We start from the raw sequence: 23,610 nt of genomic DNA, 5'->3' as shown, positions 1-23,610 counted from the left end.
AAGGTCCCCACACACACTTCGTGGCCGTCTCACGCATACCCGGCGCGGGACGGTTGGACAGGGAGATACGACAGGTGGCAGCACCCAAGAAGGGCCGAAGGCCGGCGGGAGGACAGAGCCGCCCGGGCCGCGCCCTGGCACTCATCCTGATCGCCATGGTCGCGCTCACCGGCGGCATGTTCTGGTCGGGGCACACCACCCCGCGCCTCGGCATCGACCTCGCCGGCGGTACGTCGATCACGCTCAAGGCGAAGGCCGAGCCCGGCCAGGAGTCCGCGGTCAACGAGACCAACATGAACACCGCGGTCGACATCATCGAGCGTCGTGTCAACGGTCTGGGTGTCTCCGAGGCCGAGGTCCAGACGCAGGGCCGCGAGAACATCATCGTCAACATCCCCCGAGGGACGAACGAGAAGCAGGCACGCGAGCAGGTCGGCACGACCGCTCAGCTCTACTTCCGGCCCGTCCTCGGCGTGACGGCCGGTGCTCCCCAGCCGGCGCCCACCGCCACCACCTCGGGCTCTCCCTCGGCCACGCCGAAGCCGTCCGCCTCCACCTCCGGCGCGTCCGTGGGTGAGAAGTCGGCCACCCCGACGGCCACCGCCACCACGCAGGGGCGCGCGCTCACCGAGGCCCTCAAGGCCCCGAGCCCGACCCCCACGGCGACCTCCTCGGCCTCGTCCTCCGCGAAGCCGAAGGCCACGGGCACGCCCACGGCGGACCCGACGGCGGACGCCGCCAGCGCGGCGCTCCAGAAGAAGTTCACCGACCTGAACTGCCTCGACCCCAAGCAGCGCAGCGCTGCCGGCCAGGGCGTCAAGCCCTCGGAGCCGGCCGTCGCCTGTGGCGAGGACGCCCCGGGCGTGTGGTCGAAGTACCTCCTCGGCCCCGCCGAGGTCGAGGGTCGTGACGTCGACGACGCCAAGGGCCAGTTCGACCAGCAGCGCGGTATGTGGATCGTCACCATGGACTTCACGGGCGAGGGCTCGAAGAAGTTCCAGTCGATCACCGGCAAGCTGTCGCAGCAGGCCGACCCGCAGAACCGCTTCGCGATCGTCCTGGACGGCGAGGTCGTCTCGGCTCCCTCGGTGCGCCAGACGCTCAGCGCCAGCGCCGAGATCTCCGGCAACTTCAACCAGCAGTCGGCCCAGGACCTCGGCAACATCCTGTCCTACGGTGCCCTGCCGCTCTCCTTCGAGACCCAGAGCGTCGACACCGTCACCGCCGCGCTCGGCGGTGACCAGCTGGAGGCCGGTCTGATCGCCGGCGCCATCGGTCTCGGTCTGGTCATCATCTACCTGGTCGCCTACTACCGCGGCCTGTCGCTGATCGCCATCCTCAGCCTCGGCGTCTCGGCGCTCCTCACCTATGTGCTCATGGCCCTGCTCGGCCCGGCCATCGGCTTCGCGCTGAACCTGCCGGCCGTCTGTGGTGCCATCGTCGCCATCGGTATCACCGCGGACTCGTTCATCGTCTACTTCGAGCGCATCCGCGACGAGCTCCGCGAGGGCCGCACGCTCCGCCCGGCCGTCGAGCGCGCCTGGCCGCGTGCCCGTCGCACCATCCTGGTCTCCGACTTCGTGTCGTTCCTGGCCGCGGCCGTGCTGTTCATCGTCACCGTCGGCAAGGTCAAGGGCTTCGCGTTCACGCTCGGCCTGACCACCCTGCTCGACGTCGTCGTGGTGTTCCTCTTCACCAAGCCGGTCATGACGCTCCTCGCGCGGACCAAGTTCTTCGGCAACGGCCACGCCTGGTCCGGCCTCGACCCGAAGCGCCTCGGCGCCAAGCCGCCGCTGCGCCGCTCCCGCCGTGCCAACGCCTCTGCCGCTGGCCCTGTCGACCCGAAGGAGGCGTGAGATGTCGAAGCTCGGAGATCTCGGCGCCCGGCTCCACCGCGGTGAGGTCGGCTACGACTTCATCGGCAACCGCAAGATCTGGTATGGCCTGTCCATCCTGATCACCATCACCGCCATCGTCGCCCTGGCCGTCCGCGGCCTCAACATGGGCATCGAGTTCCAGGGCGGTGCCGTCTTCACGACCCCGAAGTCGGAAGTCAGCGTCAGTCAGGCCCAGGAGTACGCGGAAGAGGCCTCCGGCCACGACGCGATCGTCCAGCAGCTCGGCAACGGCTCCCTGCGCATCCAGGTCGGCGGCCTCGACACCGCGCAGTCCGACCAGGTCCGCTCGGAGCTCGCCAAGGACATGAACGTCCCCGAGGACAAGATCGCGGCGGAGATCGTCGGCCCCAGCTGGGGTGAGCAGATCGCCACCAAGGCCTGGACCGGCCTCGCGGTCTTCATGATCCTCGTGGTGATCTATCTGGCCATCGCCTTCGAGTGGAGAATGGCGGTCGCGGCACTCGTCGCGCTCATCCATGACCTCACGATCACCGTGGGCATCTACTCGCTGGTCGGCTTCGAGGTCACCGTCGGTACGGTCATCGGTCTGCTGACGATCCTCGGTTACTCGCTGTACGACACGGTCGTCGTCTTCGACTCCCTCAAGGAGCAGACGAAGGACATCACGAAGCAGACCCGCTTCACCTACAGCGAGCTGGCCAACCGCTCGATCAACGGCACCCTGGTCCGTTCGATCAACACCACCGTCGTCGCGCTGCTGCCGGTCGCCGGCCTGCTCTTCATCGGTGGCGGCGTCCTCGGCGCCGGCATGCTGAACGACATCTCGCTGTCGCTGTTCGTGGGTCTCGCCGCCGGCGCGTACTCCTCGATCTTCATCGCCACCCCGCTCGTCGCCGACCTCAAGGAGCGCGAGCCGGCGATCAAGGCGCTCAGGAAGCGCGTCCTGGCCAAGCGGGCCTCCGCCGCCGCCAAGGGCGAGCCGCTGGACGCGTCGGACGCGCTGTCCGTCGACGAGGCCGAGGCCGCCGTCGTGGGCCAGCGGGCGAGCCATCGGGGCGCCCAGGAGTACCGAGGATGACCGCCGAGGCCCAGGACGTCACCGCGCTCCTGCTCAGCCGCATCCGCGACGTCCCCGACTACCCGAAGCCGGGCGTGCTGTTCAAGGACATCACGCCGCTGCTCGCGGACCCGGAGGCGTTCACGGCCCTCACCGACGTCCTCGCCGGGCTGTGCTCCGCGCACGGCGCGACGAAGATCGTCGGCCTGGAGGCCCGCGGCTTCATCCTGGCCGCCCCGGTGGCCGTCCGCGCGGGCCTGGGATTCATCCCGGTCCGCAAGGCCGGCAAGCTCCCCGGGGCCACGCTCAGCCAGGCGTACGAGCTGGAGTACGGCACCGCCGAGATCGAGGTGCACGCCGAGGACCTGGCCGCGGGCGACCGCGTCATGGTCATCGACGACGTCCTCGCCACCGGCGGCACGGCCGAGGCCTCGATCGAGCTCATCCGCCGCGCCGGCGCCGAGGTCGCGGGTGTCGCGGTCCTCATGGAGCTCGGCTTCCTCCCGGGCCGCTCCCGGCTGGAGCCGGTCCTGAACGGCGCTCCGCTCCAGGCGCTGATCACAGTCTGACACGACACCGTCCGACAGGACACGGTCCGACACCACGCGGATCGACAGCGGTGCCCGCAGGGGCGCTCCGGGGAATCCCCGGAGCGCCCCTGCTGTTTTCCCGTTATGTCCCCGTTCGGGGCCCGAGAGGCGGGCTTCCCCCGCGCCCGTGCCGTCCGCGCCCCGGGCGCGTGAGCAGGGCGGGGCGGGGCTCGATACGATGGGCTCTCCGGGCCTGACCGGGGGACCCGGAACCGCACGAGGAGCGCTCTTGCCAGACGAGGCCCAGTCACTCTCCGCCGCGCAGCCCGACCCGAAGGCCGAAAAGGCCGCGCAGGGAACCGGCACGCCCCAGAACAAGCCCGCGGAGACCGGGCCCGCGCCCGAGACGCCGGCCCCGGCGCCCACACCGCCCGCCCCCGCCCGGCCCGCCCCGGCCGCGCCCGCCCGCTCGGGCGGCTCGTCCAACCGCGTCCGCGCCCGCCTCGCCCGCCTCGGCGTCCAGCGCTCCTCCCCGTACAACCCGGTCCTCGAACCGCTGCTTCGGATCGTCCGCTCCAACGACCCCAAGATCGAGACGGCCACCCTCCGTCAGGTCGAGCGCGCCTACCAGGTCGCCGAGCGCTGGCACCGCGGCCAGAAGCGCAAGAGCGGCGACCCGTACATCACGCATCCGCTCGCCGTGACGACGATCCTCGCCGAGCTCGGCATGGACCCGGCGACGCTGATGGCCGGCCTCCTGCACGACACCGTCGAGGACACCGAGTACGGCCTCGACACCCTGCGCCGGGACTTCGGCGACCAGGTCGCCCTGCTCGTCGACGGCGTCACCAAGCTCGACAAGGTCAAGTTCGGCGAGGCCGCGCAGGCCGAGACCGTCCGCAAGATGGTCGTCGCCATGGCCAAGGACCCGCGCGTCCTGGTCATCAAGCTCGCCGACCGCCTGCACAACATGCGCACCATGCGCTACCTCAAGCGGGAGAAGCAGGAGAAGAAGGCCCGCGAGACCCTCGAGATCTACGCGCCCCTGGCCCACCGCCTGGGCATGAACACCATCAAGTGGGAGCTGGAGGACCTCGCCTTCGCGATCCTCTACCCCAAGATGTACGACGAGATCGTCCGGCTCGTCGCCGAGCGCGCGCCCAAGCGGGACGAGTACCTCGCCATAGTGACCGACGAGGTCCAGACCGACCTGCGCGCCGCCCGTATCAAGGCCACCGTCACCGGCCGCCCCAAGCACTACTACAGCGTCTACCAGAAGATGATCGTCCGCGGCCGTGACTTCGCGGAGATCTACGACCTGGTCGGCATCCGCGTCCTCGTGGACACCGTCCGCGACTGCTACGCGGCCCTCGGCACCGTCCACGCGCGATGGAACCCGGTCCCCGGCCGGTTCAAGGACTACATCGCGATGCCGAAGTTCAACATGTACCAGTCGCTCCACACGACGGTCATCGGACCCAACGGCAAGCCCGTCGAGCTGCAGATCCGCACCTTCGACATGCACCGCCGCGCCGAGTACGGCATCGCCGCGCACTGGAAGTACAAGCAGGAGGCCGTCGCCGGCGCCTCCAAGGTCCGCGCCGACGTGCCGAAGAGGACCGGCAAGGACGACCACCTCAACGACATGGCGTGGCTGCGCCAGCTCCTCGACTGGCAGAAGGAGACCGAGGACCCCAGCGAGTTCCTGGAGTCCCTGCGCTTCGACCTCTCGCGCAACGAGGTCTTCGTCTTCACCCCCAAGGGCGACGTCATCGCCCTGCCCGCCGGGGCCACCCCCGTCGACTTCTCCTACGCCGTCCACACCGAGGTCGGCCACCGCACGATAGGAGCGCGGGTCAACGGCCGGCTCGTGCCGCTCGAATCGACCCTCGACAACGGCGACCTGGTCGAGGTCTTCACCTCCAAGGCCGCCGGCGCCGGCCCGTCCCGCGACTGGCTGGGCTTCGTCAAGTCCCCGCGCGCCCGCAACAAGATCCGCGGCTGGTTCTCCAAGGAGCGCCGCGAAGAGGCCATCGAGCAGGGCAAGGACGCCATCGCGCGGGCCATGCGCAAGCAGAACCTGCCGATCCAGCGGATCCTGACCGGCGACTCCCTCGTCACGCTCGCCCACGAGATGCGCTACACCGACATCTCCTCGCTGTACGCGGCGATCGGCGAGGGCCACGTCACCGCCCAGTCCATCGTCCAGAAGCTGGTCCAGGCGCTCGGCGGCGAGGAGGCGGCCACCGAGGACATGGACGAGGCCGCCCCGCCGACCCGCGGCCGCTCCAAGCGGCGCTCCAGCGCCGACCCCGGTGTCGTCGTCAAGGGCGTCGAGGACGTCTGGGTGAAGCTGGCGCGTTGCTGTACGCCCGTGCCCGGCGACCCGATCATCGGCTTCGTCACCCGGGGCAGTGGCGTATCGGTTCACCGCAGCGACTGCGTGAACGTGGAGTCGCTCTCCCGCGAGCCGGAGCGCATCCTCGAGGTCGAGTGGGCGCCCACCCAGTCCTCGGTCTTCCTGGTCGCCATCCAGGTCGAGGCGCTGGACCGCTCCCGGCTCCTCTCGGACGTCACCCGGGTCCTCTCGGACCAGCACGTCAACATCCTCTCGGCGGCCGTCCAGACCTCCCGCGACCGGGTGGCCACCTCGCGCTTCACCTTCGAGATGGGCGACCCGAAGCACCTGGGCCACGTCCTGAAGGCGGTCCGGGGCGTGGAGGGCGTCTACGACGTCTACCGCGTGACCTCGGCGCGCAGGCCGTAACGGCACGTACGAGAAGGGCGGCCCCGGTACGCGAGTACCGGAGCCGCCCTTCCGTATCGGCGTGAAGGCGTGTCAGCCGCCGAACTCCTCCAGGCCCTTCAGAGCCTGGTCGAGCAGGGCCTGACGGCCCTCCAGCTCGCGGGCGAGCTTGTCGGCCTTGGCGTCGTTGCCCGCGGCGCGGGCCGTGTCGATCTGCTTGTGCAGCTTCTCGACCGCGTCCTGCAGCTGACCGGTCAGACCCGCGGCACGCGCGCGTGCCTCCGGGTTCGTCCGGCGCCACTCGGCCTCCTCGGCCTCCTGGATCGCGCGCTCCACCGTGTGCATCCGGCCCTCGACCTTCGGGCGGGCGTCACGCGGCACGTGGCCGATGGCCTCCCAGCGCTCGTTGAGGGAGCGGAAGGCAGCGCGCGCCGCCTTCAGGTCCTTCACCGGCACCAGCTTCTCGGCTTCGGTCGCGAGCTCCTCCTTCAGCTTGAGGTTCTCGGTCTGCTCCGCGTCCCGCTCGGCGAAGACCTCGCCCCGCGCAGCGAAGAAGACGTCCTGGGCGCCGCGGAAGCGGTTCCACAGGTCGTCCTCGTGCTCGCGCTGCGCGCGGCCCGCCGCCTTCCAGTCCGCCATCAGCTCGCGGTAACGGGCCGCCGTGGTGCCCCAGTCGGTGGAGTTCGACAGCGACTCCGCCTCGGCGACGAGGCGCTCCTTCGTCTTGCGGGCGTCCTCGCGCTGGGCGTCCAGCGAGGCGAAGTGGGCCTTGCGGCGCTTCGAGAACGCCGAGCGGGCGTGCGAGAAGCGGTGCCACAGCTCGTCGTCGGACTTGCGGTCCAGCCGGGGGAGACCCTTCCAGGTGTCCACGAGCGCCCGCAGCCGCTCACCCGCGGAGCGCCACTGCTCGCTCTGGGCCAGCTCCTCGGCCTCGACGACGAGCGCCTCCTTGGCGGCCCGAGCCTCGTCGGTCTGCTTGGCCTTCTGGGCCTTGCGCTCCTCGCGGCGCGAGTCGACCGAGGCGACGAGCTTGTCCAGCCGGGCGGCGAGCGCGGCCAGGTCGCCGACGGCGTGGTGCTCGTCGATCTGCTGGCGGATGTGCTCGATGGCCGCGGTGGCGTCCTTCGCCGAGAGGTCGGTGGTCCTCACGCGCTTCTCGAGGAGGCCGATCTCGACCACCAAGCCCTCGTACTTGCGCTCGAAGTAGGCCAGGGCCTCCTCAGGGGTGCCGGCCTGCCACGATCCGACGACCTGCTCACCCTCGGCCGTCCGCACGTACACGGTGCCCGTCTCGTCGACGCGGCCCCACGGGTCGCTGCTCACAGCGCCTCCTCACCATGATGCCGTCGCGGGGTCGTACCCCCCGGGCATCGTCCACAGTTTCCCGGCGGGCCTCGCCCGCCTTCCGCAGCGCGGCCGACGGCCCACGCTGCACAACGCCAATCTAGGCGAACCGCGGCCCGGCTGTCCGCACTCAGCGCGACCGAGATTCAACGGTCACGCGTGTGTGCGGACGCCCGGCTCACTTCTTCGCGACGGTCGCCTTCTCGATGGTGACGGCCTTCTTGGGGGCGCCGTCCTTGGCGCCGTCCACGGCACCTGCCGCGGCCACGGCCTGGACCGCCTTGAGCCCGTCCGCGTCGATCTTCCCGAAGGGCGTGTAGCTCGGCGGCAGCTTGGTGTCCTTGTAGACGAGGAAGAACTGCGAACCGCCGGTGCCCGGCTGGCCCGTGTTGGCCATCGCGACCGTGCCGGCCGGGTAGGTCACCGCGCCGTCCGCGCCCGCCTTGCCCAGGGAGCCCAGGTTCTCGTCCGGAATCGTGTAGCCCGGGCCGCCGGTTCCGTCGCCCTTGGGGTCACCGCACTGGAGCACGAAGATGCCCCCGGTCGTGAGGCGGTGGCACTTGGTCCCGTCGAAGTACTTCTTCGCGGCGAGGTGGTGGAAGGAGTTCACCGTGCGCGGGGTCTTCGCCGCGTCCATGGTGATCGTGATGTCGCCCTCGTTGGTCTTGAGGGACATGGCGTACGTGCCCTTGGCGTCCACCGCCATCTTCGGCTCCGGGCTCGCCGACTCGCTCTGCGAGGGCGCCGGCGTGGTGGGCGAGTCGCCCGCCACGCTGTCCGAGCCCTTCTTCGAGCTGTCGGTCAGCTCCACTGAGGCGTACACGGCGCCACCGGCCGCCAGTACCACCGCCAGTGCGGCCGCGACGACGGTGTTGCGGCGCTTCGCCTTGCGCCGGTTCTCCTCCCGCCGCTGCTGCTGCCGTACGTACTTCTCCCTGGCAAGCTGCCGCCGCCGCTGATCGCTGGTGACCACCGGGTCCGCTCCTTGTCGCTCGTCTGTTCCTGTCCTGGCCGGATGTGCCCGTACCGTATACGGGTTGGCTGTGGAAGCGGCACCGCCGGTAGGCTCTGATCTGCTGAATCTCGTCATTCCCGTGATTTCCGCGCCCTGTGCCGGACGACAACTAAGGACGAACGTGCTGATTGCCGGGTTCCCCGCCGGGGCCTGGGGGACCAATTGCTATCTGGTCGCCCCCGCCGCAGGCGAGGAGTGCGTGATCATCGACCCGGGCCACCAGGCCGCCCAGGGAGTCGAGGAGACGCTCAAGAAGCATCGGCTCAAGCCCGTCGCCGTCGTCCTCACCCATGGACACATCGACCACGTCGCCTCCGTCGTCCCGGTGTGCGGCGCCCATGACGTCCCCGCGTGGATCCACCCGTCCGACCGCTACATGATGAGCGACCCGGAGAAGGCCCTCGGCCGCTCCATCGGGATGCCCCTCATGGGCGAGCTGACCGTGGGAGAGCCCGACGACGTGCGCGAGCTCACCGACGGCGCCGAGCTGAAGCTCGCCGGTCTGGACTTCTCCGTCGCCCACGCGCCCGGTCATACCAAGGGGTCGGTGACCTTCCGGATGCCCCAGAGCTCGGACGTCCCGTCCGTGTTCTTCTCGGGGGATCTGCTCTTCGCCGGCTCCATCGGACGCACCGACCTGCCCGGCGGTGACATGGACGAGATGCTCGAATCGCTGGCCCGCGTGTGCCTGCCCCTCGACAACTCGACCGTGGTGCTTTCGGGACACGGTCCCCAGACGACCATCGGCCAGGAGCGCGCCACGAACCCGTATCTGCGGGACGTGGCCGCCGGCCTCGGGAGCACGAAGGCTCCCCGACGAGGAATGTGACGATCCACGTGAGCACCTTCAAGGCCCCCAAGGGCACGTACGACCTGATTCCGCCCTACTCCGCGAAGTACCTGGCGGTGCGTGAGGCGATCTCCGCGCCCCTGCGGACGGCCGGCTACGGCTACGTCGAGACCCCCGGCTTCGAGGACGTGAACCTCTTCGCCCGCGGCGTCGGCGAGTCCACCGACATCGTGACCAAGGAGATGTACGCCTTCGAGACCAAGGGCGGCGACAGGCTCGCCCTCCGCCCCGAAGGCACCGCCTCCGTGCTGCGCGCGGCCCTGGAGGCCAGCCTGCACAAGCAGGGCAACCTCCCGGTCAAGCTCTGGTACTCCGGCTCGTACTACCGCTACGAGCGCCCGCAGAAGGGCCGGTACCGCCACTTCTCGCAGGTCGGCGCCGAGGCGATCGGTGCCGAGGACCCGGTGCTCGACGCCGAGCTGATCATCCTCGCCGACCAGGCGTACCGCTCGCTCGGCCTGCGGAACTTCCGCATCCTGCTGAACTCGCTCGGCGACAAGGAGTGCCGTCCCGTCTACCGGGAGGCCCTCCAGACCTTCCTCCGCGGACTCGACCTCGACGAGGAGACCCTGCGCCGCGCCGAGATCAACCCGCTCCGCGTCCTCGACGACAAGCGCGAGGCCGTGCAGAAGCAGCTGGTCGGCGCGCCGCTGCTGCGTGACTACCTGTGCGACGCGTGCAAGGCGTACCACGAGGAGGTGCGCGGCCTCGTCGGCGCGGCGGGCGTGGTCTTCGAGGACGACGCCAAGCTGGTGCGCGGCCTCGACTACTACACCCGCACCACCTTCGAGTTCGTCCACGACGGTCTCGGCTCGCAGTCGGCGGTCGGCGGCGGCGGCCGCTACGACGGCCTCTCCGAGATGATCGGTGGCCCCGCGCTGCCGTCCGTGGGCTGGGCGCTCGGCGTCGACCGTACGGTCCTCGCCCTGGAGGCGGAGGGCGTCGAGCTCGAGATCCCCGCCGCCACCAGCGTCTTCGCGGTGGCCATCGGCGACGAGGCGCGGCGCGTCCTCTTCGGCAAGGTCACCGAGCTCCGCAGGGAGGGCATCGCCGCGGACCTCTCCTTCGGCGGCAAGGGCCTCAAGGGCGCCATGAAGGACGCCAACCGTTCCGGCGCGCGCCTCGCGGTCGTCGCCGGCGAGCGCGACCTCGCCGAGGGCGTCGTCCAGCTCAAGGAGATGGAGTCCGGCGAGCAGGAGGCCGTCGCCCTGGACGCCCTGCTGGACGCGGTGCGGGCCAAGCTGGCCTGACGGACCGTACGGAGGAGGGGCCCGGACCGCGTCACGCGGTCCGGGCCCCTCCGCGTGGGTCCGGCGGCCGAGCCTCCTCGTCCTTATGTCCACCGAACGGTGGACATGGGGCCCGGTGCGGCAGAATGACCGTGCCCACAAGGCCCGCGAGCGAGGGAACAGGTGACATGGCGAAGGCAGCGGTGGACGAGGCAGCGTCCGACCGGGACGGCGGCGGCACGATCGGGGCGGGCCGGGCCTTCTCCTGGCTCCTCGTGATCACCGGAGCGGCCGGACTGCTCGCCTCCTGGATCATCACGATCGACAAGTTCAAGCTCCTGGAGGACCCGAACTTCACGCCGGGCTGCAGCCTCAACCCGATCGTCTCCTGCGGCAACATCATGAAGAGCGAGCAGGCGGCGGTCTTCGGCTTCCCGAACCCGATGCTCGGGCTCGTCACCTACGCCATGGTGATCGCGATCGGCGTCGGCCTGCTCGCGGGCGCCCGCTACCGCCGCTGGTACTGGCTCGGCCTCAACGCCGGCACGCTGTTCGGCGTCGGCTTCTGCACCTGGCTCATGTACCAGTCGCTGTACGAGATCAACTCGCTCTGCCTGTGGTGCTGCCTCGCCTGGGTCGCCACCATCGTCATGTTCTGGTACGTGACCTCGCACAACGTCCGGCGCGGTGTCATCCCCGCCCCCGCCGGCCTGAAGACCTTCTTCGACGAGTTCACCTGGCTCCTGCCCGTCCTGCACGTCGGCATCATCGGGATGCTGATCCTGACGCGCTGGTGGGACTTCTGGACCAGCTGACGGCGACCGCGCTGTCAGTGGCGTGACCTAGGCTTCATCACTGTGGAGCCCGACCTCTTTACCGCAGCCGCCGAAGACCGCCAGGAGAAGGACCCGTCCAGCAGCCCGCTGGCCGTCCGGATGCGCCCCCGCGTCCTCGACGAGGTGGTGGGCCAGCAGCACCTGCTCAAGCCCGGCTCACCGCTGCGCCGCCTCGTGGGAGACGGCGACGGCGGCCCGGCCGGTGCCTCCTCGGTGATCCTCTGGGGACCGCCCGGCATCGGGAAGACCACCCTCGCGTACGTCGTGTCGAAGGCGACCAACAAGCGGTTCGTGGAGCTGTCCGCGATCACGGCGGGGGTCAAGGAGGTCCGGGCCGTCATCGAAGGAGCCCGGCGCGCGGTCGGCGGCTACGGCAAGGAGACCGTCCTCTTCCTCGACGAGATCCACCGCTTCTCCAAGGCCCAGCAGGACTCGCTCCTGCCCGCCGTGGAGAACCGCTGGGTGACCCTGATCGCCGCCACCACCGAGAACCCCTACTTCTCGGTGATATCCCCGCTCCTCTCCCGCTCGCTGCTCCTCACCCTGGAGCCGCTCACCGACGACGACCTGCGCGGCCTCCTCGCCCGCGCGCTCACCGACGAGCGGGGGCTCGGCGGGGCCGTGACCCTGCCGGAGGACGCCGAGGGCCACCTCCTCCGGGTCGCCGGCGGCGACGCCCGGCGCGCCCTGACCGCCCTGGAGGCGGCGGCGGGCGCCGCCATCGCCAAGGGCGAGCCGGACATCACGCTCCAGACGGTCGAGGAGACCGTCGACCGCGCGGCGGTGAAGTACGACCGGGACGGCGACCAGCACTACGACGTGGCGAGCGCGCTCATCAAGTCGATCCGCGGCTCGGACGTGGACGCGGCCCTGCACTACCTGGCGCGGATGATCGAGGCGGGGGAGGACCCGCGCTTCATCGCCCGGCGGCTGATGATCTCCGCGAGCGAGGACATCGGCCTTGCCGACCCGAACGCCCTGCCGATCGCGGTGGCCGCGGCGCAGGCCGTCGCCATGATCGGTTTCCCGGAGGCGGCGCTCACCCTGAGCCACGCGACGATCGCCCTGGCCCTCGCCCCGAAGTCGAACGCGGCGACGACCGCGATCTCCGCCGCCCTGGCGGACGTGCGGAACGGCCTCGCGGGCTCGGTCCCGGCGCATCTGCGTGACGGCCACTACAAGGGCGCGGCCAAGCTGGGCCACGCCCAGGGGTACGTGTACCCGCACGACGTACCGGGCGGCATCGCGGCCCAGCAGTACGCACCGGACGAGATCCGGGGCCGCCAGTACTACGAGCCCACTCGCTACGGCGCGGAGGCACGCTACGCGGACGTGGTGGAGCGGGTGAGGACCCGCCTGAGGGGCGACGAGTAGCACCCGCAGTTCCCCGTGCCTACGGCTGGCCCCCGTACGGGCGGCCCTCAGCCGCGGGCGGCCTCGAAGAGCCGGTGCATCTCGCGGCGGAGCCCGCTGACGTCCCGTACCGGCTCGGGGAAGTCGAAGCGCGCGTCGAAGCAGCGCTCCGGGCCCGCGCTGAAGCGGACCCGCAGACCGAAGCGGTCGAGGGCGAGCGGCGCCACGTCGCGCGTGGGCGCGAGGGCGGTCGCGTGGTCGCCGAGGAGTCCGGTCAGCTCGCGCAGCCGGTCCCCGTGGGCGGCGTGCAGATGCTGGAGGAGCTCGGTCTCGTACGCGTGCAGGGGGTCGGGGGCGGCGGCGGAGAACTCCTCGGCGTCGATCTCACCCGTGCCCCACAGGTCGTCCACGCGGGCCTCGCCGACCTCCAGGCGCAGCATCGTGCGACCCCGCTCGGCGACGCCCGGCAGGCAGGTGAGCCGGCCGGAGACCCAGGCCCGGCCGCGGATGCGGTGGGGGACGGAGACCGGAGCGACGTCGGTGAGTTCGAGCACCACGGGCAGCTCGTCGGCCTGGGCGTGGGTCGCGGCCCGAACGGGCGGGGCGTCGGCCGCGTACAGCAGGAAGATCTCGCCGTCGGGTCCGACCGCCCGCGCCTCCGGCGCGAGCTGCTCGGGCCGGTATCCCTCGGCCCCCGGAATCAGCAGCACCGCGGAGCATGTAGTCTGTACGAGAGTTCGTGTGCGCTCGGCTGCTGACGGCAGGCGAGCGATTTCAAGCCCGCTGGGACGCGGCTGACCATGAGCTGATCGGACCTCCGTCGTAGCGATGCCATCCAGGGCTTCATCCATGGATGGGGCATCGTTCTTTGTGTTGCCGTCCGTGATGCGCGTGGTGTTCCCCGGGCGAGACATGCGATCTCCTTGAGTAAGGTGAGCCTAACCTAACCTACAACGGAGGTCTGGAGAACGTGCCTAACCAGTCGCGTCCCAAGGTCAAGAAGTCGCGTGCGCTCGGTATTGCGCTGACGCCGAAGGCTGTCAAGTACTTCGAGGCCCGCCCGTACCCGCCGGGCGAGCACGGCCGTGGTCGCAAGCAGAACTCGGACTACAAGGTCCGTCTGCTCGAGAAGCAGCGCCTGCGCGCCCAGTACGACATCAGCGAGCGCCAGATGGCGCGCGCCTACGACCGCGCCAAGAAGGCCGAAGGCAAGACGGGCGAGGCGCTGGTCGTCGAGCTCGAGCGTCGCCTCGACGCCCTGGTCCTGCGTTCGGGCATCGCCCGCACCATCTACCAGGCCCGCCAGATGGTCGTGCACGGTCACATCCAGGTCAACGGTGGCAAGGTCGACAAGCCGTCGTTCCGTGTCCGTCCCGACGACGTCGTGATGGTCCGCGAGCGCAGCCGCACCAAGCCGCTGTTCGAGGTCGCCCGTGAGGGTGGCTTCGCCGCCGACGGTGAGACCCCGCGCTACCTGCAGGTCAACCTGAAGGCCCTGGCCTTCCGCCTCGACCGCGACCCGAACCGCAAGGAAATCCCGGTCATCTGCGACGAGCAGCTGGTCGTCGAGTACTACGCCCGCTGATCCAGGCGCACGTACTACCGCGGTTCCCGGCCCGCCGCTTCCCCACCGCTTCGAGTGGGGGAGCCGGCGGGCTTCCGCGTTCCCGGGACCGCCGCCGACCGGGCCGTACGGAAGGGACGTGGGGCCGCCTGCCCGGCCGGTGCCGCACCGCCGTCGATGGCCGGATCCCGACGGTTCACGAGCGCCCGCTCCACCGTCGCGTCCAGTGAGAGCCCCAGCCCCGCACGGAACGCCGCGGCGTACGCCTCCGCCCCCAGCGCCTCGCCCGCCCGCTGCTCGCACAGTGTCCTCGGCCCGTCGAAGGAACCCGATCCGAAGAGCTGGATCCCCACCGTGTCCCAGACCGGCACCGCCGCGCCCTGCAGCACCGCCGCCTCCAGCGGGTCGCCCTCGCTCACCGTCACCAGCGCGAGCAGCTCGATCGCGAGGACGAGCCCGACCAGGTCGTGGAAGGCGTGGTTGATCGTGACGCACTCGGCGAGCAGCTCCCGCGCCTCCTCGTACGCGCCCCGGGTCCAGGCCGAGAAGGCCAGGACGTAGAGGGCGTACGCCCGGGTCCACCGCTCCCCGCGCTCCTCGCAGATCTCCCGCACCTCGCGGCAGATCGCGACGGCCCCCTCCAGGTCGCCCAGGAAGGCCCGCGCCATCGCCAGCTCGACCTGCCCCATCAGCACGTTGCTGTTCAGCTCGCCGAGCTCCCGGTACGCCTCAAGGGCCCGCCCGATCAGCTCCTCCGCCCGCGGCATCTCGTCCGAGAGCAGCGCCAGACAGCCCATGCGGTGCGTCGCGTACGCCTCCGCCAGCGCGTTCCGCGAGGCCCGGGCCCGCTCGCCGCACTCGTGGAGCGCCGCCACCGCCGCCGTGCCGTCGCCCTGCAGGACCGTCACGTAACCGAGCACCCACAGCGCCTTCAGCCGCGCCTCCTCGTGCCCGGACTCCAGCGCGAGCGCCCGCTCCAGCCAGTGCCGCCCCTCCGAGAGCCGCCCGCAGCCCACCCAGGCGAACCAGAGCGTGCCCGCCAGGTGCTGCGCGAGATGCGCGTCCTCCGGGAGTTCGAGGCAGAGGTCGAGGGCCGCCCGAAGATTCGGCAGCGCCGCGTCCGTGCGGGCCGCCACCTCCGCCTGCCGCGGACTGAACCACTCCAGCTCGCACCAGGTCGCGAGCCCCATGTACCAGTCGCGGTGCCTCCGGCGCAGCCGCTCGGTGTCGCCGAGCGCGGCCAGCCACTCCGCCCCGTACGCCGCGACCGTGTCCAGGATCCGGTAGCCGGGACCGGCCGGTGTGTCCTCGCGGGCCACGAGCGACTGCGCGAGCAGCCCCCCGAGCAGATCCAGGATCCGGTCCGTCGGCAGCTCGGGGCCGCCGCACACGTACTCCACCGCCTCCAGGTCGAAGGGGCCGGCGAAGACGGAGAGCCGTGCCCACAGCAGCCGCTCCTCCGGGGTGCACAGCTCGTGGCTCCAGCCGATCGCCGTGCGCAGGGTCTGATGGCGGGGGAGCGCCCCGCGCGAACCGAGCGTGAGCAGCCGGAAGCGGTCGCCGAGACGGGTCAGCATCTGCTCGACGGAGAGCAGCGGCAGCCGCCCGGCCGCCAGTTCGAGAGCGAGTGGGATGCCGTCGAGCCGACGGCAGAGCTCGCGTACCGAGTCGTACGCGGAGTCACGCGCGGAGCCGGGGGAGCCGTGCGTCGAGCCGCGCGCGGCATCGCGGACAGAATCGCGGGCGTCGGGCGCGGAGGCACGCGCGGACATCCGTACGCGCCCGTGAGCCGGGGCGTCCGCCGTGCGCGGTGCCGCCGTCGGCGCGCCCGACGGCAGAACCGGCGCGCCCGCCTCAGCCGCCCGCTCGGCGAGCAGCGCCACCGCGTCCGCCTCGCACATCGGCGCCAGCGTGAACACGGCCTCGCCCGCCACCCGCAGCGGGCGGCGGCCGGCCGCGAGCACGGTGAGCCCGGGGGCGTGCGCGAGCAGCTCCCGCACCAGGGGCGCGCAGCTCTCCACCAGGTGCTCGAACCCGTCGAGCACCAGCAGGAGCCGTCGCTCGGCGAGATGCTCGACCAGTACCTCGCGCGGGGCCCTCAACGTGTGGTCGGTCAGCCCGAGCGCCTCGACCAGGGCGTGTGCCACCAGCTCGGGGTCGCGCAGCGGCGCGAGCTCGGCGATCCGCACCTCGTCGCCGTAGCGTTTCTTCGCCGCCGCGGCAGCCCGCAGTGCGAGTCTCGTCTTGCCGACCCCACCCACCCCGACCACCGTGACCAGGCGCGACTCTTCGAGGAGTCGTGCCAGTTCGGCCTGCTCGGTGGCCCGTCCGACGAACCGGTTCAGCTCCGCCGGGAGATTGCTCCGTCGCATGGGACACGGAGCGTACTCATCCGCACGCTCTCCGTACAATCGGTTCTCGCAACTCCCGTCCCACGGGCGGTAATGCGGTACGGCGGGACAGTCCGGGCGCGATAGGGTCGGGTGACTACTTTTGACAGGGCGTGCGACCCGGGTGACAGGCCCCGGGGCCCGACGACAGCAGAGAGCGGTGCAGAGTGACCGGTGGAGAGGTTGCCGGGATCCTGGTGGCCGTCTTCTGGGCGATCCTGGTCTCCTTCCTCGCCGTGGTGCTGGTGAGGCTGGCGCAGACGCTCAGGGCGACCACCAAGCTGGTGGCGGACGTGACCGAGCAGGCCGTTCCCCTGCTCGCCGACGCCTCCGCGACCGTGCGCTCCGCGCAGACCCAGCTCGACCGGGTCGACGCCATCGCCTCGGACGTCCAGGAAGTCACCTCCAACGCCTCCGCGCTCTCCTCCACCGTCGCCTCCACCTTCGGCGGCCCGCTCGTCAAGGTGGCCGCGTTCGGCTACGGCGTGCGCAAGGCGCTCGGCCGCGGCCGGGACGGGGAGGACGCGCCGCGGGCCACCGCGCGACGTACTGTGATCGTCGGTCGTACGGTGCCGTCCGCGCGGCGCCGGAAGCAGAAGGGCTGAGCCGTCATGTTCCGCCGCACGTTCTGGTTCACGGCCGGCGCAGCCGCCGGCGTGTGGGCCACCACCAAGGTCAACCGGAAGCTGAAGCAGCTGACCCCTGAGAGCCTCGCCGCCCAGGCGGCGAACAAGGCGGTCGAGACCGGCCACCGACTCAAGGACTTCGCCCTCGACGTACGGGCCGGCATGGTCCAGCGGGAGGCCGAACTGGGCGAGGCGCTCGGTCTCGACGTCCCCCCGGTCGACAACGACCGGGACCACGAGCTTCCGTCACCGCGCCGCAGGGCAGCGCTCGATCCCACGGCGCGCCCGACCACCACGTATTCAATCCCCACGATCTCGTACAACCGGAATGAGGACCACTGATGGAGTCGGCTGAAATCCGCCGCCGCTGGCTGAGCTTCTTCGAGGAGCGCGGGCACACCGTCGTCCCTTCGGCGTCGCTCATCGCGGACGACCCGACTCTGCTGCTCGTCCCCGCCGGCATGGTGCCCTTCAAGCCCTACTTCCTGGGTGAGGTCAAGCCGCCCTTCACGCGCGCCTCCAGCGTGCAGAAGTGCGTGCGGACGCCCGACATCGAGGAAGTCGGCAAGACCACCCGCCACGGCACGTTCTTCCAGATGTGCGGCAACTTCTCCTTCGGCGACTACTTCAAGGAAGGCGCCATCAAGCTCGCCTGGGAGCTGCTCACCACCGGGGTGGAGCACGGCGGCTACGGGCTGGACCCGGAGAAGCTCTGGATCACCGTCTACCAGGAGGACGACGAGGCCGAGCAGATCTGGCGCGACGTCGTCGGCGTCCCCGCCGAGCGCATCCAGCGCCTCGGCAAGAAGGACAACTACTGGTCGATGGGCGTCCCCGGACCCTGTGGCCCGTGCTCCGAGATCAACTACGACCGGGGCCCCGAGTTCGGCGTCGAGGGCGGCCCGGCCGTCAACGACGAGCGGTACGTGGAGATCTGGAACCTGGTCTTCATGCAGTACGAGCGCGGTGAGGGCTCCGGCAAGGACGACTTCCCGATCCTCGGCGAGCTGCCGTCGAAGAACATCGACACGGGCCTCGGCCTGGAGCGCCTGGCGATGATCCTCCAGGGCGTCCAGAACATGTACGAGACGGACACCCTCCAGGTCGTCATCGACAAGGCCACCGAGCTCACCGGCGTCGCCTACGGCAAGGCCCACGAGAGCGACGTCTCGCTCCGCGTGGTCGCCGACCACATGCGCACGTCCGTCATGCTCATCGGCGACGGCGTCACCCCCGGCAACGAGGGCCGCGGCTACGTGCTGCGCCGCATCATGCGCCGCGCCGTCCGCAACATGCGCCTGCTCGGCGCCACCGGTCCGGTCGTCCAGGAGCTCGTGGACACCGTGATCAACACGATGGGCGAGCAGTACCCGGAGCTGGTCACCGACCGCAAGCGCATCGAGACCGTCGCCCTCGCCGAAGAGGCCGCCTTCCTCAAGGCCCTCAAGGGCGGCACCAACATCCTCGACACCGCCGTCACCGAGACCAAGGCCGCCGGCGGCACGATCCTCTCCGGCGACAAGGCGTTCCTGCTCCACGACACCTGGGGCTTCCCGATCGACCTCACCCTGGAGATGGCCTCCGAGCAGGGCCTCTCCGTGGACGAGGACGGCTTCCGCCGCCTGATGAAGGAGCAGCGGGAGCGCGCCAAGGCCGACGCCAAGGCCAAGAAGACCGGTCACGCCGACATGACCGCGTACCGGGAGATCGCCGACGGCAGCGGCGCCACCCAGTTCACCGGCTACACCAACACCGAGGGCGAGTCCACGGTCGTCGGCCTCCTCGTCAACGGCGTCCCGTCGCCGGCCGCCTCCGAGGGCGACGAGGTCGAGGTCGTCCTCGACCGCACCCCGTTCTACGCCGAGGGCGGCGGCCAGATCGCCGACCAGGGCCGCATCAAGCTGCACAGCGGCGCCGTGATCGAGGTCCGCGACGTACAGCAGCCGGTCCCGGGCGTCTCCGTCCACAAGGGCTCCGTCCAGGTCGGCGAGGTGACCGTCGGCTCCACCGCCTACGCCACCATCGACGTCCGGCGCCGGACGGCCATCGCCCGCGCCCACTCGGCCACCCACCTCACCCACCAGGCGCTGCGCGACGCCCTCGGCCCGACGGCCGCCCAGGCCGGTTCCGAGAACCAGCCCGGCCGTTTCCGTTTCGACTTCGGTTCGCCGAACGCCGTCCCCGGCACGGTCCTCACCGATGTCGAGCAGAAGATCAACGAGATCCTCTCGCGCGAGCTGGAGGTCCACGCCGAGGTCATGGCGATCGACGAGGCCAAGCGCCAGGGCGCCATCGCCGAGTTCGGCGAGAAGTACGGCGAGCAGGTCCGCGTCGTCACCATCGGCGACTTCTCCAAGGAGCTGTGCGGCGGTACGCACGTCCGCAACACCGCCCAGCTGGGTCTGGTGAAGCTCCTCGGCGAGTCGTCGATCGGCTCCGGCGTGCGCCGTATCGAGGCCCTCGTCGGCGTCGACGCGTACAACTTCCTGGCCAAGGAGCACACGGTCGTCGCCCAGCTCCAGGAGCTGGTGAAGGGTCGCCCGGAGGAGCTGCCGGAGAAGATCTCCGCCATGCTCGGCAAGCTGAAGGACGCCGAGAAGGAGATCGAGAAGTTCCGCGCGGAGAAGGTCCTCCAGGCCGCCGCCGGTCTCGTCGACTCCGCCAAGGACGTCCGCGGCGTCGCCCTCGTGACCGGTCAGGTCCCGGACGGCACCACCGCCGACGACCTGCGCAAGCTGGTCCTCGACGTCCGTGGCCGCATCTCCGGCGGCCGTCCGGCCGTCGTCGCCCTGTTCACCACGGCCAACGGCAAGCCGCTCACGGTCATCGCCACCAACGAGGCGGCCCGCGAGCGCGGCCTCAAGGCCGGCGAGCTGGTCCGCACGGCCGCCAAGACCCTCGGTGGTGGTGGCGGCGGCAAGCCGGACGTCGCCCAGGGCGGCGGTACGAACCCGGAGGCCGTCGGCGAGGCCATCGCCGCCGTCGAGCGTCTCGTGGTGGAGACGGCGTGACGATGCGTCGCGGCCGCCGTATCGCGGTCGATGTCGGGGACGCCCGGATCGGGGTCGCCTCGTGCGACCCCGACGGGGTCCTCGCCACGCCGGTGGAGACCGTGCCGGGACGTGACGTCCCGGCCGCCCACCGGCGGCTCCGCCAGATCGTCGAGGAGTACGAGCCCATCGAGGTCGTCGTGGGTCTGCCCCGCTCGCTCAGCGGGCGGGAGGGCCCGGCCGCGACCAAGGTCCGTGCCTTTGCCCGCGAGATGGCCAAGGGCATCGCTCCGGTGCCGGTCCGGCTGGTCGACGAGCGGATGACGACCGTCACCGCGACCCAGGGGCTGCGCGCCTCCGGCGTGAAGGCGAAGAAGGGCCGGTCCGTCATCGACCAGGCCGCCGCTGTGATCATCCTGCAGAACGCTCTTGAGTCTGAACGGGTATCAGGTAATCCGCCCGGCGAGGGCGTCGAAGTGGTCATCTGATCGCGATACGGTAACGTTCCGCGCGATGCGGCGGTGTTCGAACAACTGCCGCACTACGTAGAGGCGGATCGTCCGGAAGCCTCGCGGCTGTTTGGGGATCGATGACTGAGTATGGCCGGAGCCCCGGCTCCGAACCGTGGCACCCCACGGACCCGTTGTACGGGGACCAGGGGTGGGAAGGTCAGCAGCAGTACCAGCACCCGCAGCAGGCGAGCCAGTACGGCCAGGGTGGCGGCCAGGGGTACGAGGGTGACCCGTACCAGCAGCAGCAGCAGCCGCAGCAGCAGTACCAGCAGCCGCAGTACCAGGAGCAGCAGTACCAAGGGCAGCAGTACCAGGAGCCGCAGCAGCCCCAGGGGTATGTGGATCCGCAGTACCAGCAGCCGCAGCAGTACCAGCAGCAGCAGCCACACCAGCACCAGCAGCAGTACGGGACGGGGTACCCGGGCGGTTACGACACGCCCGGGAACCCCGGACAGCAGTACGACGGCAGCTGGGAGTCGGGCCAGGCGGCGATGGCGTACGGCGCGCCCCCGGCCGATCCGTACGGCGGCCAGAACCCCGACCTCTACGGCACCCCCGAGGCGTACCCGCCGCCCCAGCCTCCCGGCCGCCGGCAGAACCCGCCGGAGCCGGTGATCGACTGGGCACCGGAGGAGGAGACGAACCCGGAGCCGGAAGAGGAGCAGCACCCCTTCTTCACGGGTGCCGACGACTCCGACCCCGACGACGAGTACGAGGACGAGCCCGCGCGAGGACGTGGCTCCCGCGGCGGCGACCGCGAACGCCGGAGCAAGGCGAAGAAACGCAAGGGCAAGAACGGCGTGGCCTGCCTCGTCGTCGCCCTCGTCCTGGTCGGCGGCGTCGGCGGCATCGGCTACTTCGGCTACCAGTTCTGGCAGGGCGAGTTCGGCGCGGCACCCGACTACGCGGGCAGCGGCAGCGGAGACGTCCAGGTCGAGATCCCGAAGTCCGCCGGCGGCTACGAGATCGGCAACATCCTCAAGAAGGCGGGCGTCGTCAAGAGCGTCGACGCCTTCGTGTCGGCGCAGGGACGGAACCCGAAGGGCCTCTCGATCCAGGCGGGCGTCTACACGCTGAAGAAGGAGATGTCGGCGGAGAGCGCGGTCGCGCTGATGCTCAACCCGGCCAGCCAGGCCAACTTCGTCATCCCCGAGGGCAAGCGAAACGCCTGGGTGTACGACCAGCTCGACAAGCGTCTCGACCTCGATGCCGGCACCACCAAGAAGATCGCGTTCGCGAAGGCGGGCACCCTGGGCCTGCCCGACTGGGCCAAGAACCACGCCGACATCAAGGACCCGCTGGAAGGTTTCCTTTTCCCGGCGAGCTACCCGGTCGCGAAGGGTGCGAAGCCCGAGGACGTCCTCCGCAAGATGGTGTCCCGCGCGAACCAGGAGTACATGAAGCTCGACATGGAGGCCAAGGCGCAGGCGGTCGGCCTCGAGGGGCCCTGGGAGCTGCTGACGGTCGCGAGCCTCGTGCAGGTCGAAGGCAAGTACAAGCACGACTTCGACAAGGTCGCGCGGGTCGTCTACAACCGGCTCAAGCCGAACAACGTGGAGACCGTGGGTCGCCTGGAGTTCGACTCGACGGTGAACTACTTCAGGGGCACGAGCACCCTTGACGTCGGCACGGTCGAGGAGATGCGCAAGATCAAGGACCCGTACAACACGTACGCGTACGACGTGAAGGGCCTCATCCCCGGTCCCATCAGCAACCCCGGCATCGAGGCGCTGAACTCGGCGATGAGCCCGGCCGACGGCCCGTGGTACTACTTCGTGTCGATCAACGAGAACAAGACCGTCTTCTCCGTGACTCTCAAGGAGCACAACCGGAACGTCGCGGAGTACGAGAAGGAACGGAAGCAGGGTCAGTGAGCAAGCAGCACCGCGCCGCCGTCCTCGGCTCGCCGATCGCCCACTCCCTCTCCCCGGTCCTGCACCGGGCCGCGTACGCGGAGCTGGGCCTCGGCGACTGGTCGTACGACCGCTTCGAGGTCGACGAGGCCGGACTGCCCGGCTTCGTCGGCGAGCTGGACGGCAGCTGGGCGGGTCTCTCGCTGACCATGCCGCTCAAGCGGGCGATCATCCCGCTGCTCGACGAGATCAGCGACACGGCCGCCTCCGTGGAGGCCGTCAACACCGTCGTCCTCCGTGAGGACGGGCGGCGGGTCGGCGACAACACCGACATCCCCGGCATGATCGCAGCCCTGGGTGAGCAGGGCGTCGAGAAGGTGGAGTCCGCGGCGATCCTCGGCGCGGGCGCCACCGCCTCCTCCGCGCTCGCCGCGCTCGCCCGGATCTGCCCGGGGCCCGTCACCGCGTACGTCCGCAGCGAGGCCCGTGCGGAGGAGATGCGCGGCTGGGGCGAGCGGCTCGGCGTGGACGTCCGTACCGCCGACTGGGAGCGTGCGGCCGAGGCCTTCGCCGCGCCGCTGGTCGTCGCGACCACCCCCGCCGGCACCACGGACGCCCTGGCGGCCGCCGTCCCGGACGCGGTCGGCACGCTCTTCGACGTGCTGTACGACCCCTGGCCGACCGCGCTCGCCGCGGCCTGGTCCGACCGCGGCGGCAAGGTGGTCGGCGGCCTCGACCTCCTCGTCCACCAGGCCGTCCTCCAGGTCGAACAGATGACGGGCCGCGCACCCGCACCGCTCGCGGCGATGCGCGCCGCGGGGGAGCGGGCGCTGGCCGCTCGGTAGGCCGCTCGGGA

General features: G+C 70.7%; 19 protein-coding genes. 15 read left to right on the top strand and 4 right to left on the bottom strand.

From position 1 onward, the window contains the following. The first annotated feature begins 74 nt into the window (after positions 1 to 74). The 4 genes from secD to OG361_RS07620 all read left to right on the top strand — a co-directional run bounded on the left by secD (position 75) and on the right by OG361_RS07620 (position 6,213). Positions 75 to 1,856, top strand: coding sequence for a protein translocase subunit SecD (gene secD, locus OG361_RS07635; RefSeq protein ID WP_405852585.1), 1,782 nt, complete (start codon positions 75 to 77; stop codon positions 1,854 to 1,856). A gap of 1 nt (position 1,857) precedes the next feature. Next, positions 1,858 to 2,937: a protein translocase subunit SecF gene (gene secF, locus OG361_RS07630; RefSeq protein ID WP_405852584.1), complete on the top strand. Its 1,080-nt coding sequence runs from the start codon at positions 1,858 to 1,860 to the stop codon at positions 2,935 to 2,937. Then, entirely contained in the window at positions 2,934 to 3,485 is a 552-nt protein-coding gene (locus OG361_RS07625; protein ID WP_384566346.1) for an adenine phosphoribosyltransferase, read from the top strand. The genes secF and OG361_RS07625 overlap by 4 nt, the downstream gene beginning before the upstream one ends. Positions 3,486 to 3,735: 250 nt before the next feature. Beyond that, a complete protein-coding gene (locus OG361_RS07620) occupies positions 3,736 to 6,213 on the top strand; it encodes a RelA/SpoT family protein (RefSeq protein ID WP_405852583.1) in 2,478 nt (825 codons plus the stop codon). Positions 6,214 to 6,285: 72 nt separating this feature from the next. Here OG361_RS07620 and OG361_RS07615 read toward each other — a convergent pair whose 3' ends face one another. After that, positions 6,286 to 7,515, bottom strand: a complete 1,230-nt coding sequence (locus tag OG361_RS07615) for a DUF349 domain-containing protein (RefSeq protein ID WP_405852582.1) — start codon at positions 7,513 to 7,515, stop codon at positions 6,286 to 6,288. Between the two features lie 199 nt (positions 7,516 to 7,714). After that, a complete protein-coding gene (locus OG361_RS07610; protein WP_405852581.1) occupies positions 7,715 to 8,509 on the bottom strand; it encodes a peptidylprolyl isomerase in 795 nt (264 codons plus the stop codon). 163 nt (positions 8,510 to 8,672) lie between these two features. On the opposite strand from OG361_RS07610, the gene OG361_RS07605 reads away from it, so the two are divergent. The 4 genes from OG361_RS07605 to OG361_RS07590 all read left to right on the top strand — a co-directional run bounded on the left by OG361_RS07605 (position 8,673) and on the right by OG361_RS07590 (position 12,840). Further along, positions 8,673 to 9,380 carry an MBL fold metallo-hydrolase gene (locus tag OG361_RS07605; protein ID WP_405852580.1) on the top strand — a complete coding sequence of 236 codons (708 nt, stop codon included), beginning with the start codon at positions 8,673 to 8,675 and terminating at the stop codon, positions 9,378 to 9,380. Between the two features lie 8 nt (positions 9,381 to 9,388). After that, positions 9,389 to 10,651 (top strand): histidine--tRNA ligase, encoded by a 1,263-nt coding sequence (hisS, locus tag OG361_RS07600; protein WP_405852579.1) that lies wholly within the window; start codon positions 9,389 to 9,391, stop codon positions 10,649 to 10,651. A gap of 167 nt (positions 10,652 to 10,818) precedes the next feature. Next, the gene (locus tag OG361_RS07595; RefSeq protein ID WP_405852577.1) at positions 10,819 to 11,445 is read left to right on the top strand and encodes a vitamin K epoxide reductase family protein; all 627 of its coding nucleotides are present in this window, start codon (positions 10,819 to 10,821) and stop codon (positions 11,443 to 11,445) included. Between the two features lie 42 nt (positions 11,446 to 11,487). Beyond that, the gene (locus OG361_RS07590; protein WP_405852576.1) at positions 11,488 to 12,840 is read left to right on the top strand and encodes a replication-associated recombination protein A; all 1,353 of its coding nucleotides are present in this window, start codon (positions 11,488 to 11,490) and stop codon (positions 12,838 to 12,840) included. A gap of 47 nt (positions 12,841 to 12,887) precedes the next feature. On the opposite strand, the gene OG361_RS07585 is transcribed toward OG361_RS07590, so the two are convergent. Then, entirely contained in the window at positions 12,888 to 13,583 is a 696-nt protein-coding gene (locus OG361_RS07585; protein WP_405862134.1) for a DUF2470 domain-containing protein, read from the bottom strand. Between the two features lie 206 nt (positions 13,584 to 13,789). Between OG361_RS07585 and rpsD the strand changes: the two genes are divergently transcribed. Further along, on the top strand, positions 13,790 to 14,404 hold the full coding sequence (gene rpsD, locus OG361_RS07580; protein ID WP_024758279.1) for a 30S ribosomal protein S4: 615 nt from the start codon (positions 13,790 to 13,792) through the stop codon (positions 14,402 to 14,404). A 14-nt stretch (positions 14,405 to 14,418) separates the two neighbouring features. Here the strand turns inward: rpsD and OG361_RS07575 are convergent, their stop codons facing one another. After that, complete coding sequence (locus OG361_RS07575) at positions 14,419 to 16,755, bottom strand: ATP-binding protein (RefSeq protein WP_405852575.1); 2,337 nt, start codon at positions 16,753 to 16,755, stop codon at positions 14,419 to 14,421. Between the two features lie 185 nt (positions 16,756 to 16,940). On the opposite strand from OG361_RS07575, the gene OG361_RS07570 reads away from it, so the two are divergent. The 6 genes from OG361_RS07570 (at position 16,941) to OG361_RS07545 (ending at position 23,599) form a co-directional block, all read left to right on the top strand. Then, positions 16,941 to 17,378: a DUF948 domain-containing protein gene (locus tag OG361_RS07570; protein ID WP_384566324.1), complete on the top strand. Its 438-nt coding sequence runs from the start codon at positions 16,941 to 16,943 to the stop codon at positions 17,376 to 17,378. A gap of 6 nt (positions 17,379 to 17,384) precedes the next feature. Continuing rightward, complete coding sequence (locus OG361_RS07565; protein WP_405852574.1) at positions 17,385 to 17,741, top strand: DUF6167 family protein; 357 nt, start codon at positions 17,385 to 17,387, stop codon at positions 17,739 to 17,741. Continuing rightward, on the top strand, positions 17,741 to 20,410 hold the full coding sequence (alaS, locus tag OG361_RS07560) for an alanine--tRNA ligase (RefSeq protein ID WP_405852573.1): 2,670 nt from the start codon (positions 17,741 to 17,743) through the stop codon (positions 20,408 to 20,410). Before OG361_RS07565 ends, alaS begins: the two co-directional genes overlap by 1 nt. A gap of 2 nt (positions 20,411 to 20,412) precedes the next feature. Next, positions 20,413 to 20,877 carry a Holliday junction resolvase RuvX gene (gene ruvX / locus OG361_RS07555; protein ID WP_351971678.1) on the top strand — a complete coding sequence of 155 codons (465 nt, stop codon included), beginning with the start codon at positions 20,413 to 20,415 and terminating at the stop codon, positions 20,875 to 20,877. 101 nt (positions 20,878 to 20,978) lie between these two features. Further along, positions 20,979 to 22,775 carry an endolytic transglycosylase MltG gene (gene mltG / locus OG361_RS07550; RefSeq protein ID WP_405852571.1) on the top strand — a complete coding sequence of 599 codons (1,797 nt, stop codon included), beginning with the start codon at positions 20,979 to 20,981 and terminating at the stop codon, positions 22,773 to 22,775. After that, positions 22,772 to 23,599, top strand: coding sequence for a shikimate dehydrogenase (locus OG361_RS07545; protein ID WP_405852569.1), 828 nt, complete (start codon positions 22,772 to 22,774; stop codon positions 23,597 to 23,599). Before mltG ends, OG361_RS07545 begins: the two co-directional genes overlap by 4 nt. Positions 23,600 to 23,610: the final 11 nt, after the last annotated feature.

The sequence above is a fragment of the Streptomyces sp. NBC_00090 genome, from assembly GCF_045160815.1.
Taxonomy (GTDB): domain Bacteria; phylum Actinomycetota; class Actinomycetes; order Streptomycetales; family Streptomycetaceae; genus Streptomyces.
Note: the sequence above shows the minus strand (reverse complement) of the source record. Positions and strands in the feature narration are given on the sequence as shown.

Excerpts from the sequence above, each read along its gene's own strand:
- secF (WP_405852584.1), top strand. The coding sequence starts at position 1,858 with ATGTCGAAGCTCGGAGATCTCGGCGCCCGGCTCCACCGCGGTGAGGTC.
- OG361_RS07625 (WP_384566346.1), top strand. The coding sequence starts at position 2,934 with ATGACCGCCGAGGCCCAGGACGTCACCGCGCTCCTGCTCAGCCGCATC.
- OG361_RS07595 (WP_405852577.1), top strand. The coding sequence starts at position 10,819 with ATGGCGAAGGCAGCGGTGGACGAGGCAGCGTCCGACCGGGACGGCGGC.
- OG361_RS07575 (WP_405852575.1), bottom strand. The coding sequence starts at position 16,755 with ATGCGACGGAGCAATCTCCCGGCGGAGCTGAACCGGTTCGTCGGACGG.
- OG361_RS07565 (WP_405852574.1), top strand. The coding sequence starts at position 17,385 with ATGTTCCGCCGCACGTTCTGGTTCACGGCCGGCGCAGCCGCCGGCGTG.
- alaS (WP_405852573.1), top strand. The coding sequence starts at position 17,741 with ATGGAGTCGGCTGAAATCCGCCGCCGCTGGCTGAGCTTCTTCGAGGAG.
- ruvX (WP_351971678.1), top strand. The coding sequence starts at position 20,413 with ATGCGTCGCGGCCGCCGTATCGCGGTCGATGTCGGGGACGCCCGGATC.
- mltG (WP_405852571.1), top strand. The coding sequence starts at position 20,979 with ATGACTGAGTATGGCCGGAGCCCCGGCTCCGAACCGTGGCACCCCACG.